At 34.2% G+C, this 15817-nt stretch carries 18 protein-coding genes; 7 read left to right on the top strand and 11 right to left on the bottom strand.

Annotation, left to right across the window (positions count from 1 at the left end):
• Nucleotides 1-62: 62 nt before the first annotated feature.
• The 8 genes from ACNHOZ_RS27085 to ACNHOZ_RS27050 form a co-directional block, all read right to left on the bottom strand.
• Nucleotides 63-347: a hypothetical protein gene (locus tag ACNHOZ_RS27085; protein WP_447697394.1), complete on the bottom strand. Its 285-nt coding sequence runs from the start codon at nt 345-347 to the stop codon at nt 63-65.
• Between the two features lie 432 nt (nt 348-779).
• Entirely contained in the window at nt 780-1376 is a 597-nt protein-coding gene (locus ACNHOZ_RS27080) for a class I SAM-dependent methyltransferase (protein WP_447697393.1), read from the bottom strand.
• Nucleotides 1377-1490: 114 nt separating this feature from the next.
• A complete protein-coding gene (locus ACNHOZ_RS27075; protein WP_421545642.1) occupies nt 1491-2399 on the bottom strand; it encodes an NAD(P)/FAD-dependent oxidoreductase in 909 nt (302 codons plus the stop codon).
• Nucleotides 2400-2459: 60 nt separating this feature from the next.
• Nucleotides 2460-2894, bottom strand: a complete 435-nt coding sequence (locus ACNHOZ_RS27070) for an RrF2 family transcriptional regulator (protein WP_205663410.1) — start codon at nt 2892-2894, stop codon at nt 2460-2462.
• 412 nt (nt 2895-3306) lie between these two features.
• A complete protein-coding gene (locus tag ACNHOZ_RS27065) occupies nt 3307-3642 on the bottom strand; it encodes a DUF5412 family protein (RefSeq protein ID WP_447697392.1) in 336 nt (111 codons plus the stop codon).
• Between the two features lie 573 nt (nt 3643-4215).
• Nucleotides 4216-4866, bottom strand: coding sequence for a hypothetical protein (locus tag ACNHOZ_RS27060; protein WP_447697391.1), 651 nt, complete (start codon nt 4864-4866; stop codon nt 4216-4218).
• Nucleotides 4867-4868: 2 nt separating this feature from the next.
• Nucleotides 4869-5723: an ABC transporter ATP-binding protein gene (locus ACNHOZ_RS27055; protein WP_447697390.1), complete on the bottom strand. Its 855-nt coding sequence runs from the start codon at nt 5721-5723 to the stop codon at nt 4869-4871.
• Between the two features lie 10 nt (nt 5724-5733).
• On the bottom strand, nt 5734-7818 hold the full coding sequence (locus tag ACNHOZ_RS27050; RefSeq protein WP_447697389.1) for a hypothetical protein: 2085 nt from the start codon (nt 7816-7818) through the stop codon (nt 5734-5736).
• Between the two features lie 216 nt (nt 7819-8034).
• Here ACNHOZ_RS27050 and ACNHOZ_RS27045 point away from each other — a divergent pair, with 216 nt between their 5' ends.
• From ACNHOZ_RS27045 to ACNHOZ_RS27030, 4 genes are all read left to right on the top strand, one after another.
• Nucleotides 8035-9300 carry a Y-family DNA polymerase gene (locus ACNHOZ_RS27045; protein ID WP_447697388.1) on the top strand — a complete coding sequence of 422 codons (1266 nt, stop codon included), beginning with the start codon at nt 8035-8037 and terminating at the stop codon, nt 9298-9300.
• Between the two features lie 13 nt (nt 9301-9313).
• Complete coding sequence (locus tag ACNHOZ_RS27040; protein ID WP_447697387.1) at nt 9314-9646, top strand: YolD-like family protein; 333 nt, start codon at nt 9314-9316, stop codon at nt 9644-9646.
• Nucleotides 9647-9697: 51 nt separating this feature from the next.
• Nucleotides 9698-9847 carry a hypothetical protein gene (locus tag ACNHOZ_RS27035; RefSeq protein ID WP_447697386.1) on the top strand — a complete coding sequence of 50 codons (150 nt, stop codon included), beginning with the start codon at nt 9698-9700 and terminating at the stop codon, nt 9845-9847.
• A gap of 64 nt (nt 9848-9911) precedes the next feature.
• Nucleotides 9912-10097, top strand: coding sequence for a hypothetical protein (locus ACNHOZ_RS27030; protein WP_328172189.1), 186 nt, complete (start codon nt 9912-9914; stop codon nt 10095-10097).
• Between the two features lie 178 nt (nt 10098-10275).
• On the opposite strand, the gene spxA is transcribed toward ACNHOZ_RS27030, so the two are convergent.
• Together spxA and ACNHOZ_RS27020 are read right to left on the bottom strand one after the other, a co-directional pair.
• Entirely contained in the window at nt 10276-10677 is a 402-nt protein-coding gene (gene spxA / locus ACNHOZ_RS27025) for a transcriptional regulator SpxA (RefSeq protein WP_098113978.1), read from the bottom strand.
• A 597-nt stretch (nt 10678-11274) separates the two neighbouring features.
• Entirely contained in the window at nt 11275-11592 is a 318-nt protein-coding gene (locus ACNHOZ_RS27020; protein WP_098113979.1) for a DUF3243 domain-containing protein, read from the bottom strand.
• 224 nt (nt 11593-11816) lie between these two features.
• On the opposite strand from ACNHOZ_RS27020, the gene ACNHOZ_RS27015 reads away from it, so the two are divergent.
• The 3 genes from ACNHOZ_RS27015 (at nt 11817) to ACNHOZ_RS27005 (ending at nt 14500) form a co-directional block, all read left to right on the top strand.
• Entirely contained in the window at nt 11817-12455 is a 639-nt protein-coding gene (locus ACNHOZ_RS27015; protein WP_340927682.1) for a LysE family transporter, read from the top strand.
• 744 nt (nt 12456-13199) lie between these two features.
• A complete protein-coding gene (locus tag ACNHOZ_RS27010) occupies nt 13200-14066 on the top strand; it encodes an Rpn family recombination-promoting nuclease/putative transposase (protein ID WP_048022166.1) in 867 nt (288 codons plus the stop codon).
• Nucleotides 14067-14290: 224 nt separating this feature from the next.
• Entirely contained in the window at nt 14291-14500 is a 210-nt protein-coding gene (locus tag ACNHOZ_RS27005; protein WP_013084404.1) for an alpha/beta-type small acid-soluble spore protein, read from the top strand.
• 135 nt (nt 14501-14635) lie between these two features.
• On the opposite strand, the gene ACNHOZ_RS27000 is transcribed toward ACNHOZ_RS27005, so the two are convergent.
• The gene (locus ACNHOZ_RS27000) at nt 14636-15763 is read right to left on the bottom strand and encodes a 5-methyltetrahydropteroyltriglutamate--homocysteine S-methyltransferase (protein ID WP_048022168.1); all 1128 of its coding nucleotides are present in this window, start codon (nt 15761-15763) and stop codon (nt 14636-14638) included.
• Nucleotides 15764-15817: the final 54 nt, after the last annotated feature.

Here is a 15817-nt window from a genome sequence, read left to right as displayed (position 1 = left end):
ATATTACCGGCACTTAAAAGGACAAGCAGCTTAAATTAAGCTACTTGTTTCAATTTTTATTATCATTTTAAAAAAGTTATCCAATATAAATTGACCACAGCAATAAGGCCAAAAGATATAAAGCCCGCAACTTTTACAGGATGAGTAATTTTGTATTCAATAAAGGGGTTAACCCTTCTTATCACCTCTGCAAAGAGTAGAGTACCTATGGATGCTAAAACTATCCCAAACAATAAAGCGTTATCCTTTAGCTTAACGAAATCAAAAATTAAATAAATAAGAAAGATCCAGAGGTAAGCTAAAAACACATTTAAAACAATGGACAATAAGAGATCTTTATTTTTCATAATTTACTCCCGTTACAATTTTTTCTACTTGCTACAATTTTATCATAGTAAACACCCTTTATATTTCTAAATAAGGAGTGAGAAATTAATGAATATGATATACAAAGTTAGTTAACATAATGTCTCTTTCCGGAACACACGACAAAAAGAACCCCTTGCGACGCAAGAGGTTTAGAAAGGATTCCTATTATAACTTATGCAGCTTTTTATACATCTTTGATTTATCAGTGTTTGGCCTCGGGCTGAGTGACAAATAGATGCATAAAAAGCGCACCTTTTATTCATATGCTCGTCCAGAAAAATATAGTCCATAAGGAGAAAAACACCTATATAGACTAGCAACTTGGTGTGCGTAACAAATAAACAGTAGCTCATCTTTCTTTTGTAAAGAACGCAAATACAGTTTAAAAACAAACCTAAAAAAGGGGGGAATTACTTTGTGCTACTGGATATAAACATGGATGCATCTTGATTCATAAAAATACCAGTACCATAATGAAATGTTTTGATTTCAGTTGATTTAAATCCAACCTCTAATAATCTTTTTTTCAGTTCTTTATGTGAAAAACCGTTATGAACTTTTGGATGATTCACCTTATCATGTTTATCAAAATCAATTATAAGTAGCTTGCCATTTTTATTTAAAATGGTATATAGTTCTTGTAAAATTTTTGTCGTATCTGGAATATGAAGAAGTACTAGCGACATTAAAACTATATCTGCCTGAAGATTAGGAGTTCTTTCTGTAAAATCTGAATAAAGCACTTTTGAGTTGGTGATACCTCTGCGAGAAATTTTTGCTGTCGCAACCTCTAACATTTGTCTTGATGAATCAATCAACAAAATAGAATCTACTAAGTCTGATAATTCCAAACTAATTAGACCAGTACCACTGCCATAATCTATTAGAGATTTTGATGTACTATTTTGTAACTCTTGTCTTACTTCCTTAATTATAATTTTAGCTAATTTCATTCTTTCTTCTGTATCATATCTTCTTGCCATCTGTTCAAAAATATTATTTTCCATACTAAGCTCCAATTCCTTATTTATTAAAAATAGAACATACCCAAAAGTGAAAATATATACGACTTTCTGAACACTCATTGTATGAATAAACGCCTTGCTCTGTCTTTTGTATGTTTAGTCGAGAAATTCTTCATCCGTCAATTCCTTCATTACTCCTATGGCTGCTTTACTCCCTTCACTAGCAGCTATGATAAGTTGGGAGGGAGCAATAATAGAAGTATCACCTGCAGCGAATACTCCTGGGATGTTAGTTTGACCGGTTACATTTGTTTTGACAGCTCCTTTTTCGTCGGTTTCACAACCTAAAATATCTTGTAGTTGAGAAGCATGCGTCCACTCTACATCGACAAAACCACCTTGTCGGGACAAAGATTCTCTGTTATGGAATGTGATGGCATTCATTTTTCTGTCATCCCCTTCAATGGCAGTAATTATATTTTCCAACACTTGTATCCCTTTTTTCTGTAACAGATATAGCTGTTCTGTTGAAAGGTCACTATCTCCATTTGTACATATGATAAGATCCTGGGACCAGTTATATACCATTTTTGCTAAATGAAAAGCTCTATCTCCCTTTGCTAAAATCACGAGTTGTTTATCCCGTAATTCCCACCCATCACAAAATGGGCATACGAATAGGCTTTTCCCATAATATTGATGAATATTAGGGATAGGTGGCAATGTTTCCTTTAAACCTGTCGCTAGGATGATTTTCTTAGTAATTACAGTTTCTCCTTTACGAGTCTGAAGTAAAAATCCTTTCTCATCTCGTTGAATCGTATCTACTCTGTCTTGTTTATGCATTACAGAAGGATATCCTAGTACCTCCTCATAAGCTATGGCTCTAAATTCTTGTGGCGTGATACCATCTCTCGTTAAGTAACCATGTGATTCTTGTGTAACAGCATTTCTCGGCTTACCTTCATCAACTAATAACGTGTTTCTCTTTGCTCTTCCTAATACAAGAGCTGCATTCAAGCCAGCTGGTCCGCCACCAATAATTGTACAATCATATATCAACATTATGTTCGCCTCATTAAAACCATTATGGAGTTATTTTATCTATTATAGTTTTAAAAAATTTTATATGTTTTTTGTTATATGTTTTTCTTCACTATGATCCACTTTCATTGCAATATCTTGAATCGTTTTCGTGGTCAGAAAATGCTTAAGTGTGTGTTCAGCATCATCCATTACCTGTTGAATCAGGCAGTCGGAACTTTCAGTATGGTGATTAATATCACACTGAAACATAGTACGCTTTCCTTCAATTAGCTCTATTACATGAAGAAACGTAATCTCGTTAGCTCCTTTTTGCAATTTGTATCCACCATCTACACCTGGACTTGATTCAATTAAATTTCCTTTTACTAATGTAGCCAATATTTTAGACAAATAAGCTTGTGATAATCCCTGTGACTCAGCCAAGGGTTTTACACCCATTGCCTTTCCTTTCGGAACTGCTGCTAAATGAACAAGCGTATGCAATGCATAATTGGTAGCTTTTGAAAATTTCATAATACCCTCCATCGAAACTATTATAGAGTCATTTTGACCATGATTATATATAATAAAGATATTACAAATAGTATGCAACTCTTTTCTCTCTCGAATAAAAGGTAATATATGCAAAATCACTGTTTGAACAAAATAAAATAAAGATAGAAGTCCGTAAAAGTATACTTTTACGGACTGTGTATTTGTATAAAGAATTTATCATTCTCGACGTTCGTTTAAGTTCAAAAACAATTTCCGAACGTCCTTTAAAATACATGTAGTTTCTCGAACGTTTTTGGTAGAATAAGAGGAAGGAAATTACAAAAAGAGTATAAAGATGGAAAATTTCAAAAAAGAAAGCTTAACTCCTAAGAGCCAAGCTTTCTTTTTCTTATTATATTAAAACCAACACAGTTTTAATTATTAATAAGATTTAGTCATGTCTATAGTCGTAAGAACCTTTAATAACATCTATTTTCTTATTATTAATACTTACAATATTTTTATCTTTCCACACTATATGTGCAGACTTTGCTTCATCCCAGTAAATTACTCTTTTCTTTGAATCTTTATTATCCTGGACCACACCTTTTATTGTCCAGTTGGTAGTAGCGCCTCCACTTGACTTATAAGCTTTAACAGTATAATTCTCATCTGGTGAAGTTGAACTAGAAATTAGTTCTCCGCCTGGCAACCTGTTTAAATCATATTGAAGATAATAATAACACCAGGCAAGTAGACAAGCCATCATCATAGTTGCAATTGTCATGGAAATGCACGTTGTTTTGGTAAATACTTTCATGGTGAACCCTTTCTATACGTACAAAATTTAAGTTATATGGATATCTTACACTAAGTATAAGGGTCTGTCTGCCTAGATTCGAGAAAAAACATACCTTTATTGTGCAGACTTTTCTACTATATGTCAGTATTTAAGAAGAGAAGCAGGAAATACTTCCAGAGTTCTGAAAATGAGCCTTTCTCTTTTTTTATTTGCCTTTATTAAATCCTCGCTAGGAGATAGAAAATACCTTTGTCCTCAGGCCACCTTTTTATTCCTAGTCCATTTGATGAAAAAGATAAGAGACTAGGACGCCCCTATCCCTTACCTACTGAGGAAGGGGGCCTTTTTATTTTTTGAGTGGACAGGCAAGCTTACTGTAGTAATTTGTTTCTATTGATATGGTTTTGAGTCAGTATTAACCTTAAACTTTAAAAATAAAAAAGATTTTTTGCTACTAATAATCAAACTTATGTTAAGTAAACAAAAGCCTCTTCTGTATACAGAAGAGGCTTTGATATAGTTATAAGTATATAGAAAACCTTAGCAAAGGTTGGGCTTTTATATTTTACGCTTAGACATAATGAGATGCCCTATAAGAGCAAAAACAATCCCTATTATAATATTTTTTATAGATAAAGTTATGAGTTCACCTGATATTTTCATATCAACAGAAAAAGACATAACGTTATATATTGGAAACATCTTTCCACCCATTGTCCAATACTTCATACCTATGTATGCTACTAGTATCAGCAAGGGAAAAATGATGTTTCGTGATAATACCATTAAAGTAAAACCTAAATAGCAATACAGTATTGTCTGAGGCACATAGAGAATAGATAAATCTATTAAAGAAATATCTGGGTGTTTTATTGTAATCGTAACAAGAAAGATAAAAAAGGCTACGAGAAACACGATAAAAAAGCTCGTCACTCTTATAATTCCATGAAAGAATGACGATAACGGGTAACTAAAAAGCACTTCAGATGCTCGATCTTCATAATAATCATAAAATAAGTACATAGACCACCATGCTGCAAATGGACAAGCGACAAATTCAAGGATGATGGATGTATATTGAATTACATCCGCGCTTGAAGAAAAAGTCACATACATAATGCCCAATAAGACAGCAACAAAAGGTGCATAATAAGAAACGCCCATTGATTTAATTTCAAATGGTAAATCCAATCTTTTTATAGAAGCCACACTTATTCTCCTTTCCTTGTGAGATATAAATATGCATCTTCAATTGTAGGAGAAACATTGGCTTGCTGGTCTTCTTTTTCTACAAAATAGCGCATAAGGCATTTGTCTTCTTGTTGTTTAATAGAGATCACTCGATTTTGTATAGCATCAGCTTCATCCATTGTTAAAAGCTCTTCTTTAATTTTCCCAGCGACTAGCGCCTTCAGTTCTTCTTTTTTTCCTGTGAAAATGATTTCACCTTGCTTTAAAATCCCAATATAATCGCAAGCCATCTCTACATCTTCTACTATATGGGTAGATATCAATATTGTTCTATTCACGCCTAATTTCCTCAGTAAGTTGCGAAATCGTACACGCTCTTCAATATCTAGCCCTACAGTTGGCTCATCTACAATTAGTAAACGAGGATTTCCAAGCAAAGCTTGGGCAATACCAACGCGCCTAAGCATTCCACCAGATAACTGCTTAATTTTCTTTTTCTTATGTTCTTGTAAATTTACTTCTTGAAGTAAATGATCAATTTCTTCTTTTGCTTTTAACTTATTTAGACCTTTTAAAACAGCTAAATGGAGGAGACATTCCGCCACTGTTGCGTTTTTATATAAAGAAAAATGTTGGGGTAAATAACCTATATATGAACGAACTACATGTTGATTATTCCATGACAACTCATCTTTCATTGTAATTTCTCCACTATCAGCTCGTACTAGAGTTGTCAAAATTCTCATTAAGGTAGTTTTCCCAGCGCCATTTGGACCTAATAACCCAAATGAGCCCTGAATATCAAAAGTTAGTTCTTTTAAAACCTGTTTGTTTTGATAAGATTTATTTACTTTTTTTAAACTTATACGTTCCATATTGTTCTCCTCATTTTGAGTTTTCTTGTTTTAGTAAATCATATAATGTATTCCATTTTTGAGAAGTTGGATGTTGAATTAAAGAATTCCACTTTTTATACACTGCACTTTTAGGATTTAATGATTCTTTATTTCTTAGCCATGTATTAAATTGCTGGTTCATTTCTAGAGCATCAAGATTATTACCTAATGACTCGTCGCCTAATGATTCAAGTATTGTATCTATAAAAACGTCCGTATCATCATTAGAGAGTTTCAAGGTAGTATTTAGAGCTCGTCCATAAGCATTTGCAAAAAGAATATTGAATGTAAAATCATCTTGTTTAGATAGATGTTTTGTTTTAGCAAATACTAATTGAGGTGTGAAATCTCCTAAGTAATCAACTGTAAAAAATGGTTCTGCCGGATAATCTCTTTGATTAAAGCCCCATATTATATAATTATCATTCCACCAAGTTCCTTCGTAAGGAATTCCATCAGCAATATTTTGATTTGGAACAAAATAAATAGTACGAGGAATCCTTAAAGTGCCGTCTTTTAAAGTAGTTTTCATGGTCTGTGCCACATCTGATAAATATCTCTGAATGGTATCTGTATGCTTAAATTGCGATTGCCACGTATTTGGATAAACGTACTCGACACCGTCATCGACTTTTGATGAAAGTTGTCCCGAAAATAAAGAGACACCATCTGACGAAATACCTTCCCAATTCCCATTTCCATTTTCATACATATTTGTAAATAACTTATTAGTACCATCTACCTTGAGGTGATAGAGTTTCTTTTCATTAGATTGGTGTGGAACTCTGTGTAAATAATGATATTTAGTAACAATATTAAAAGATGGCCGTGAATCTTCGGTTGGTAACCATGGCATATAGTTAGGTAGGTAGACAGCTTGCGCATTTCCAAAATAGAGATTAGATTGCAAACCTCTATATTTAAATTCTAATACTCTCTTATCGTCAGGCTGCCAAGCATTATCTTTGAAATATAAAGTCAACGAGTCATTCTTTTGTTTGAATTTTACTTCCTTATCGTCCATCTTTACCTGCTCAACATGCAGCTCATGAAATAAACCGACAGTCACTTGTTGGATGTTTTTATTAGCCACATTAACAGCTTGTATTTTAACTAAAGCATTTAGGTTGGATTTAGTCCTTAATGCAATGTCGTATTTTTTAAATTTAACAGGTGACTCTAAGAAACCATCTTCTTTTATCTTATGTTGCCTATAATATCGAATGGTTTTACCATCATCGTCAGTCAGGGACTGAAAAGGCTGTAGTGCATATACTATAGTAGCTATGAAAATTAATAACACAGGTAATAAAGAGATTTTTAACTGATTTTTAGATATTACTCCTCTTTTCTTCCAAATCAATAAAGATAGCGTTGCAAGTAATGAAATAACCAGAATCATTTTGTTCCAATAAATTAGATCAAGAGAGAAGCCATATAAGCTGTTATAAATTCTTGTCACATTAGGCTCTCCTAAGCTTAGAATTTTGTCGATTCTAAATGTAGAAGGGATATTTCCTTCAGTACGGAAAATGGCATAATTCATTGGAATAGTAATGCTGTAAATAACAAGTGCTACTAAGTAAACGAATTTCCCTCTTATCCAAGTTGATAGTAGATTTCCTAAGAGGAACATAATAAAAGAAGGTAATGCCCAATATAAGCAAATATACTTAAATACTGATAGAAAATAAGTTTTGTTGTTAAAGTCGGGCGTGAAAAATATGTAAAGATAAAGGGCAAAGAACAGTACAGCGAATATCACTATTGAACTAAAAATAAGTAGCCACTTTGCAAGTGTCTTATATAACATCGCATTCTTTATGATGCTAAATGTTTCATAAATTTCATCTTTCTCATCAATTTTAGCTACATATATCCCAATAAATAAATAGCAGGCCATAAGAGCTAAAATAATGGGATTAGCAATTAATACTAGTGTAGGATCATTTAAGCTTTTACCAAGAAGAAATGTATATAATCCAAAAACAAAGATACCTAAAAACAGGATAGGAATAATCCAAGTTCGAATTAAAATTTTAAAATAAAAAGTATAGCAATTTATAAAACTCAATGATTTCAACCTTTCTATATGGATAATTTATACGACAAATCCCAATTAAAACATAAATTGAAAAATAAGTAAAATATGTTCATTATGTAAAATATGTACAAACTCAAATAATAATAGCAATAATCGGGAAAACTTTAGATTTCACCCTTGAATAAAGAACGTTTGTTCGTATATAATATAGAGAACAAATGTTCTTTTATTTAAGGAGTTCTTTTAATGGATGATGGGCAGCTACCAAACAGAGTGATTATTTGTATAGACATGAAAAGCTTTTTTGCTTCCGTTTCTTCTGTCATACGAGGCTTAAATCCATTGAAAACAAGGCTTGCAGTGGTAGGAGATATCCAAAGGTCAGGATCGGTTGTGCTAGCTGCCACACCTTTATTAAAGAAAGAAGGGATCAAAACAGGAAGTCGTCTTTTCGACATTCCTAAAAGGAAAGATATCCATGTGGTGAATCCCTCCATGGAGAGATATATCAAGGCTTCGAACTATATTTCAAGTTTGGTGTTACAGTATGTGGCTCCCGAAGACTTTCATGCGTATAGCATTGATGAGTTATTTATTGATGCGACAGCTTCTTTGCATTTATTCGCTCAAACACCAGAAGAACTGGCCCATAAAATCATCAACGAGATTTATCGTAAGACACGGCTGACAGCTACCGCAGGTATCGGTCCGAATCTCTTACTGGCGAAGGTGAGCTTAGATCATGAAGCCAAGAATAGCCCAACAGGAGTTGCCTATTGGCGATATGAGGATATTCCCTTTAAGTTGTGGCCCATTCATCCGATGAAGGATTTCTGGGGGATCTCGTCTGCTACGGAAAGGCGCTTAAATCGTTTGGGCATTCACTCCATAAAGGAACTCGCTCTTTCTTCAAAAGAAATGTTACAAAAGGAATTTGGCATACTAGGCGAAGAGTTGCACCAACATGCGAATGGGATTGATTACAGTCGCATTTCTGATGTATATATTCCCAGTTCTCGTTCCTTTGGAAAGGGTCAAATTCTATTCCGTGATTATACAAACCGAAAAGAAGTGGAGTTATTGCTGTTGGAGCTATTGGACGATGTCTGTTTTCGCTTACGCATGCATCAAGTGGTGGCTCAAACGATTCATTTATCCATTGGCTACAACAAACAAACAGGTGGAGGCTTCTCCAGACAAAAGAAAATGAGGAGAGCTTCGAACTTAAGCCAGGATATCTTTCCCTATTGTTTAACCATGTTACATATCTATGATAGTGGCATGCCGATTCGCTCCATCGGTATTTCCTTATCAAACACTAGCATTCAAGAAGAAGAGCAAATGAGCTTGTTTGAGGACATTGATCAGCGTGAAAGAGCCTATGCTCTTGCGAAAACGATTGATGAAATTCGGATGCGTTATGGAAAGAATAGTTTGCTGCGGGCTTCAAGCCACCTCGAGCATTCAACAGCTCGTTACCGAAACGGCTTACTTGGAGGACAGAAAGCGTAAGGAGGACAGAAACATGGAACATAGAGGAATGAAAAAATGGCGCCCTTTTGCTACAATGCCAGAGCAATACATAGGGTTAAAGGAAATGATAAATAAGCAAGTAGAAGTAGCTCAGCCTGTTTTAACAGAAGAGCAAATGGAACAGATGAATTTCACCTTAATTGAAGCTTTACATACAAATAAACAAGTATACCTTACATATTATAAGAGAGGCCAATGCATCACAGAAACAGGGTTCATTCAGTTTGTTGATTCTCTTGGAGATTTATTTATTTTTATCGATGACGTATTTGAGTTAAAGAATAAAATGAGATTAAGCGAGCTCATTGATGTTCGATTGGCTTAATTCCTGAAGAAATCGTGTACAGGAATCACTTATTTGAGTGGAGGTACATTCATGTACAATTTTAGAGTATACACGTTACGTGACGGTTCGAAGAGAACCATTAAACTAAAAGAAGGAGAATCCTTTAAACAAGAACTCCAAAGAGCCGGTATTCATGAAACGCAAATTTTCCAGATGCAACTGGTGGAAAAACCAGAGTAATTTGAACATACACCTTTTATTTAGACCTAATTGTGTTAGTCTATTAAAAGCCAAATAGAAAAGAGTGATCAACCTGGAAGAAATAAAAGAGCAAGAAATCGATTTTGATAAAGTGTATGACTATGCTGAATTCCCGGATAAGGTTAGTGGCAGATGTGATAATTGCAACTCATCTTACTTCAAAAGTTCAGTAAAAGGTGGCGTTTTCTTGCGCGAATGTCGAGAATGCAGCATGAAGAAGAGTATCTAAGTATAGAGGATTATATAGTAAAAGGAGAAGGTTTTTCCCCTTCTCCTTTTTATGTAAATGTAGTTGCGTTTACTCATTTTTAGAATTTAAAATATATACTTTACTACACTGCTGATGTCTTTTATTACAACCTACTTTGGAAGATAAGGCAGCCTTGTGATCGTTCTTCTATTACCCTTTAATTATTACCTATTACTGCCTGTTCTGTCATCGTGAAAGTACGAAGTTTACGAGGAATAAAAGCTCTTATCTCTTCTTCTTTATATCCGATTTGCATTATTTTACGATCTTGTATGATAATAGGTCGTTTAAGTATAAAAGGATGGCTCTTTATTAAATCATACAAATCCTGTAACGACAATGCATCTATCTCTATATTTAACTTTTGGGGAATCTTTGATCTTGTAGAAATAATCTCATCTGTACCCTTTTCTGTCATACTAAGAATAGTTTTAATTTCATCTTCTGTAATAGGTTCATACGATAGATTTCTCTCAATATAATCAATTTGATGTTCCTCAAGCCAAGCCATTGCTTTTCGGCAAGAAACGCAGCTGGTTGTCGTATATAGATGAATCATTTTTTACACCTCGTCTATATGTATTTTTTTCTATTTTTAATTAATCAATTTAAATAAAAGTATCTAGATTTCTAATAATTAAGAGCCACTTGTATACTACAAGTGGCTCTTTGCTACGTTGAATACATTAGGTAGTTCACGTATCATTTCCGACACTATTATAACATAGTTTATGTATCTGTTTAATGTATTTTAGTTTAATATAACTGAAATATAAAACATATAATGTAGAATTCAATGCTAACCTTCTATATTTTATAAACTTGTTTCTCCAATTAGACAGCCTCTCTGTTATTTACGTGGGTATGTTCCTTATCCTTACTTAAAAATAGACCATAATGGTACAACTATTTATGTGGATACACACACCTAATTTTGGAGCTCCTGGTTTACAGGCAGAAATCTGCAAGATAATCGTCACCTATTATGAGGGCGTGTAAAATCTACCTTGTACTACACCCTTTACTCCTAATCCCTTTTTAAGGTTTTTATCTTACAAACAAAAAGTAATGTCCAAATAAAAAAGGAAGAATGAATATGTCATTCCTCCTTTACTAGATGAATCATATAGCTTTAACTTTCAACATGTAAGTATAATTACTCTTTGACCATCTTCACAAGCATATGAGCTAGGTGATGTTGCTCCTCTTCATTTCCAACTTTCCACAGCTCATGTAGTAAATATTGCTCCTCGTTTTGTGGTTCCTCATGTGTAGCTAAATAATCAGCTATTTTTTTAGCTGCCAAAGCCAGTTGTTCGTCATTTAATCCCAATTTTTCACCTTTTGTTACTTTATCTCCTAAATATGTTTTAAATTCGTTAAAGCTAGAAAGAATATGGTCTTTCTTTTCTTGACTCATCTCATTTAATTTGTTTTCCACTTTATTTTCAACAGTCCCCGTATTGTTATTCATCTTTGTATGCTCCTTCCAATTAAATAATATTGTTCTTATAAGGTAAATCCCCCAATAGCAAGTGTGTAAACATTTAATGCCATTTGAATGTGCTCTAGCAAAATTTATTGCTTTTAATCCCGCCATACTTATTACTCTCGTATGCATTCGCAGTAAAAATAGACTAAATGAAAAGGTGTCCTCATATATTGTGAAAAGACAGGCTATAGAGCTGAGGTGATAAAATGACACTATTAATTATTCATCTGGTGGTATTAGGAATCAGTCTTGCGGCACCTATAGGGCCGATTAAAATTGAGATGATTAAACGAGGGATCGTGGGTGGATTCTGGGCATCCTGGCTTATTGGTTTAGGAGGCGTCACAGGAGATTTACTTTTTCTTGTTGTCATCTATTTAGGTGCTGAGCATTTATTTGAACATCAGTTTATAGTTGTATCTACATATATGTTAGGCGGGTTTTTTCTTATTAAGTTGGGACTAAGTAGTTTATCTAAGAAAACTTCCTTAAAGAAAGATGATATGAAAACAACACTGTCTTCATGGCATCGAACATTTTGTATTGGCTTTTTGATGGCTTTATTAAACCCTTTAAACATTGTATTTTGGTTTGGGGTGTACGGAGCTACCTTGCAAGAACTGACACAGAAAGTGTCCTCTTCTCTTTCTTTTCTCTACAGTTTATTTATTCTAGTAGGGATTATCCTTTGGAATCTCAATGTTGCTTTTACTGTCCACTTTGGCCGCGATCTTCTTACTGATAAATTCTTACGAATTATTTCAGTTGTAGCTGGACTTGTCTTAATTTTATATGGAGTGCGTTTTATTTTTCACTTCTTTAAACTAATTTTTCATTTTGCCTAATTCAAAGATACTCATCTATATCGTAAAGGAGAAAATTGAGAGGTGACCAAAAACTGTTTATTTTTGCTGTTACATTACTAGTAACACTTGTCCTTCTAACTTTATTATGCGTGTTTATTTCTAAGAAGTTACGAAAGAGACTAACACGTAGAAGTAAGCAATGGTGGCTCATTATACACGTTCTATCTGTAATTATTTATTTTGGCGGCATTTTTGGACAACTCTTAGTAACAAGTTCAATGACTTTCTTTTCTGATCAATCGCAGATATACGTTGGAATACTATTTATTAGTTATTTTGACCATTATCTAACGATACCTGGCGCATTAGCCTCTTTATTCACAGGGATATGGTTAGCTTTGCGTACTCACTGGGGAGGCCTAACAAAATATTATTGGGTTCTGACAAAATGGATAGGTAACATGCTTGCAATTCTTCTGGGGTCATCAATTACGGGTAATGTCGTATATAATTTATTCCCCAAAATTCTTTCTAGTGATTTACATCCTTTCCAAAACCCTCTTTATTTTCAGAGTCGAAGAATGCTATTTGGGGGTATTTCAATAAGCTTTATCCTTCTGGCTTTTTTAGTCATTATTTCTTATATAAAACCTTGGGGCAAGAGAAAGGTTAACTGAGTTTTTTTTTAGCGTACATATCTGCGGGTACAAAGTGTACTATAGGAAGAAGAAATCTAGTCATGATATACTATTGGTAATAACCATAAATACGACGGAGGGCATTATGACAAAACGATTAGATTTACGTGTTGACTTTGCATTTAAATCATTATTTGGCACCCATGGAAATGAATCCATTCTAGCTGCCTTTTTAAATGCTGCGCTTCGTTTTCCAGACGAAAAGAAGATTCAAACGGTTCAGCTGTTAGATCCGCATTTTAATAAAGAAAACCAAGAAGATAAACGTTCCATTCTGGACGTACACGCACAATTAGAAGATGGAAGCCGCGTTAATATTGAGATTCAGCTTAATAACAAACATGACATGGAAAAGCGAACCCTCTATTATTGGTCCAAGATGTATAGCAGCCAAATGAAAGAAGGTATGGACTACGGAGAGCTTTGTAAAACCATCACCATCAATATTGTAAATTTCCGTTATTTATCTCATATTAATCATTATCATTCCACCTTCCAGTTATACGAACGTGAACAAAAATTACTCTTAACGGATATGATAGAAATTCATTTTATGGAACTACCTAAGTTATTGATTAAATGGCGTAACAGAGAGGTAGATCCACGAGAAGATCAACTTGTACGATGGTTATTATTGCTTGAAGCATCGGAAGATGAAGAAATCACTCAAGTATTGGAGGAGATTGCAATGCAAGAAGATCACGTGCTAAAAAAAGCGATAGATGAGTGGGAACGCGTAAGCCAAGATCCAGAAGTGTTATTAGCTTATGAAGCCCGAAGAAAAGCATTATTAGATGAGAAATCAGCTTTGAAAAGAGCTGAAAGGAAAGGAAAAGAAGAAGCTATAAAGTTAATGGCCATTGGAATGATTCAAGAAGGTATAGCGAGTAATATAATCAGTAAATTGACAGGTCTTTCTGTAGAAGAAATCGAAAATCTTCGTCATCAATAAATAGAAAAAAGAGCCGTACTTAAAAGGTACGGCTCTTTTTTCGAACATGGCAAATATTGATTTTCATTACAAGGAAATGAAACATCTAATACCACTTTTTACAGTGTCATTTGTTTCTAAAAAATAGTATAGGAAGCACGTAAGAAAATAATACATCCATTATTTACTATGTATGTACTTCTTTTAAGATAGGAACTTTAAAAGAAACAAGGAGGTGACACAACATGGCAAACAACAAAAGCAGCAACAACAACGAGTTATTAGTATATGGTGCTGAACAAGCAATCGATCAAATGAAGTATGAAATTGCGAGCGAATTTGGTGTAAACCTTGGTGCTGACACAACTGCACGTGCAAACGGATCAGTAGGTGGCGAAATCACTAAGCGTCTTGTACAAATGGCTGAGCAACAACTTGGCGGCGGACGTTTCTAATAAAACTTTATAATAATGGCTGAAGGAAGAATGAACTTCATTCTTCCTTTTTTCGGTTATAAGATCCGCCTATTTATCGTATTTCAACACATCTAGAATGCTACTTATGTAAAATTAAAAAGCGATTCTCACTTTTTAGTTGGCTCCCCAGACATCTTGAGCAATTTTAATTATGTGACTAATTTTATTCCACTGTTCCTCTTCTGTTAATACATTTCCTTCTTCTGTACTTGCAAAGCCACATTGCGGACTCAATGACAAGTTAGCTAGAGGAACATACTGACTTGCTTCTTGAATTCTTTGCTTAATAACCTCAGTATCTTCTAGTGTAGGAAATTTAGATGTTACTAACCCTAAAACAACAGTTTGATTGTTACCTGTAAAGCTTTTTAATGGTTCAAAATCTCCTGAACGGTTATCATCATATTCAAGAAAAAGCCCATCTACATGTAAGTTAGCAAAGATTGCATCGGATATAGTATCATAGCCACCACTTGTGATATAAGTAGATCTAAAGTTTCCACGGCAAATATGCATAGTAATGAGCATATCTTCAGGCTTTTTAGAAATAGCATCATTTAAACAACTTACTCGAGTATTGATAATGTCTTTTACATCCATACCCAGCTTCTCAACAACCGCATTGATTCGTTCTTCAGAAACAAAATCAATCCACGAAGTATCGTCTAATTGTAGGTAACGGCAGCCTGCGTCGTAAAAGGCTTGAATCGCTTTCTGATAAGCAGCCACAGTATCATGATAAAATTGATCTCTGTTTCCATTGTAATATGTATCTTCTTGAATTCGAGTAAATAACATGTTTGGGCTTGGAAGTGAGAATTTAGCGACTTGGCTTCCATCACCATGGCGTTCGACAGCTTCTTTTAAAAACGTGAAATGTTCTACCATATAATGATGATTGAAGTCTACTTTACCTACTACCTTAATCGCGTTATTTTTGGTTTTTGCACCCTTGAATTGGCTGATATATTCTGTCTCAAACTGCTCTACACCTTCTAAGCCTGATAAGAAGTCCAAATGCCACCAAGAACGTCTAAATTCACCGTCCGTGATAGATTTAAGACCTACTTCAATTTGCTTCTGGACAAGCTTTTCAATTTCTTTATCCTCTACAGATTTTAGATCGGCTTCATTAATTGTACCATTTGCATACGCTTTTCTTGCTTCTTTAAGGGGAGTTGTGCGTAAAAAGCTGCCTACGTGATCAGCTTTAAATGGAGCCTTCACTAGTGTCTTTGTCATGAGTTTGTTTCCTTCTTTCTTTTTAAAATAAAAAACCTCTTCTTAAAAATAAGA

The organism is Priestia sp. D51 (assembly GCF_053345675.1).
This window is presented reverse-complemented; position numbering and strand designations above follow the sequence as displayed.

Bases quoted from the DNA above. Each gene is read 5' to 3' on its own strand.
- ACNHOZ_RS27075 (WP_421545642.1), bottom strand. From the start codon at position 2,399: ATGTTGATATATGATTGTACAATTATTGGTGGCGGACCAGCTGGCTTG.
- ACNHOZ_RS27000 (WP_048022168.1), bottom strand. From the start codon at position 15,763: ATGACAAAGACACTAGTGAAGGCTCCATTTAAAGCTGATCACGTAGGC.
- ACNHOZ_RS27015 (WP_340927682.1), top strand. From the start codon at position 11,817: ATGACACTATTAATTATTCATCTGGTGGTATTAGGAATCAGTCTTGCG.
- spxA (WP_098113978.1), bottom strand. From the start codon at position 10,677: ATGATTCATCTATATACGACAACCAGCTGCGTTTCTTGCCGAAAAGCA.
- ACNHOZ_RS27035 (WP_447697386.1), top strand. From the start codon at position 9,698: ATGTACAATTTTAGAGTATACACGTTACGTGACGGTTCGAAGAGAACC.
- ACNHOZ_RS27040 (WP_447697387.1), top strand. From the start codon at position 9,314: ATGGAACATAGAGGAATGAAAAAATGGCGCCCTTTTGCTACAATGCCA.
- ACNHOZ_RS27045 (WP_447697388.1), top strand. From the start codon at position 8,035: ATGGATGATGGGCAGCTACCAAACAGAGTGATTATTTGTATAGACATG.
- ACNHOZ_RS27080 (WP_447697393.1), bottom strand. From the start codon at position 1,376: ATGGAAAATAATATTTTTGAACAGATGGCAAGAAGATATGATACAGAA.
- ACNHOZ_RS27085 (WP_447697394.1), bottom strand. From the start codon at position 347: ATGAAAAATAAAGATCTCTTATTGTCCATTGTTTTAAATGTGTTTTTA.
- ACNHOZ_RS27070 (WP_205663410.1), bottom strand. From the start codon at position 2,894: ATGAAATTTTCAAAAGCTACCAATTATGCATTGCATACGCTTGTTCAT.
- ACNHOZ_RS27020 (WP_098113979.1), bottom strand. From the start codon at position 11,592: ATGAATAACAATACGGGGACTGTTGAAAATAAAGTGGAAAACAAATTA.
- ACNHOZ_RS27010 (WP_048022166.1), top strand. From the start codon at position 13,200: ATGACAAAACGATTAGATTTACGTGTTGACTTTGCATTTAAATCATTA.
- ACNHOZ_RS27055 (WP_447697390.1), bottom strand. From the start codon at position 5,723: ATGGAACGTATAAGTTTAAAAAAAGTAAATAAATCTTATCAAAACAAA.
- ACNHOZ_RS27005 (WP_013084404.1), top strand. From the start codon at position 14,291: ATGGCAAACAACAAAAGCAGCAACAACAACGAGTTATTAGTATATGGT.
- ACNHOZ_RS27065 (WP_447697392.1), bottom strand. From the start codon at position 3,642: ATGACAATTGCAACTATGATGATGGCTTGTCTACTTGCCTGGTGTTAT.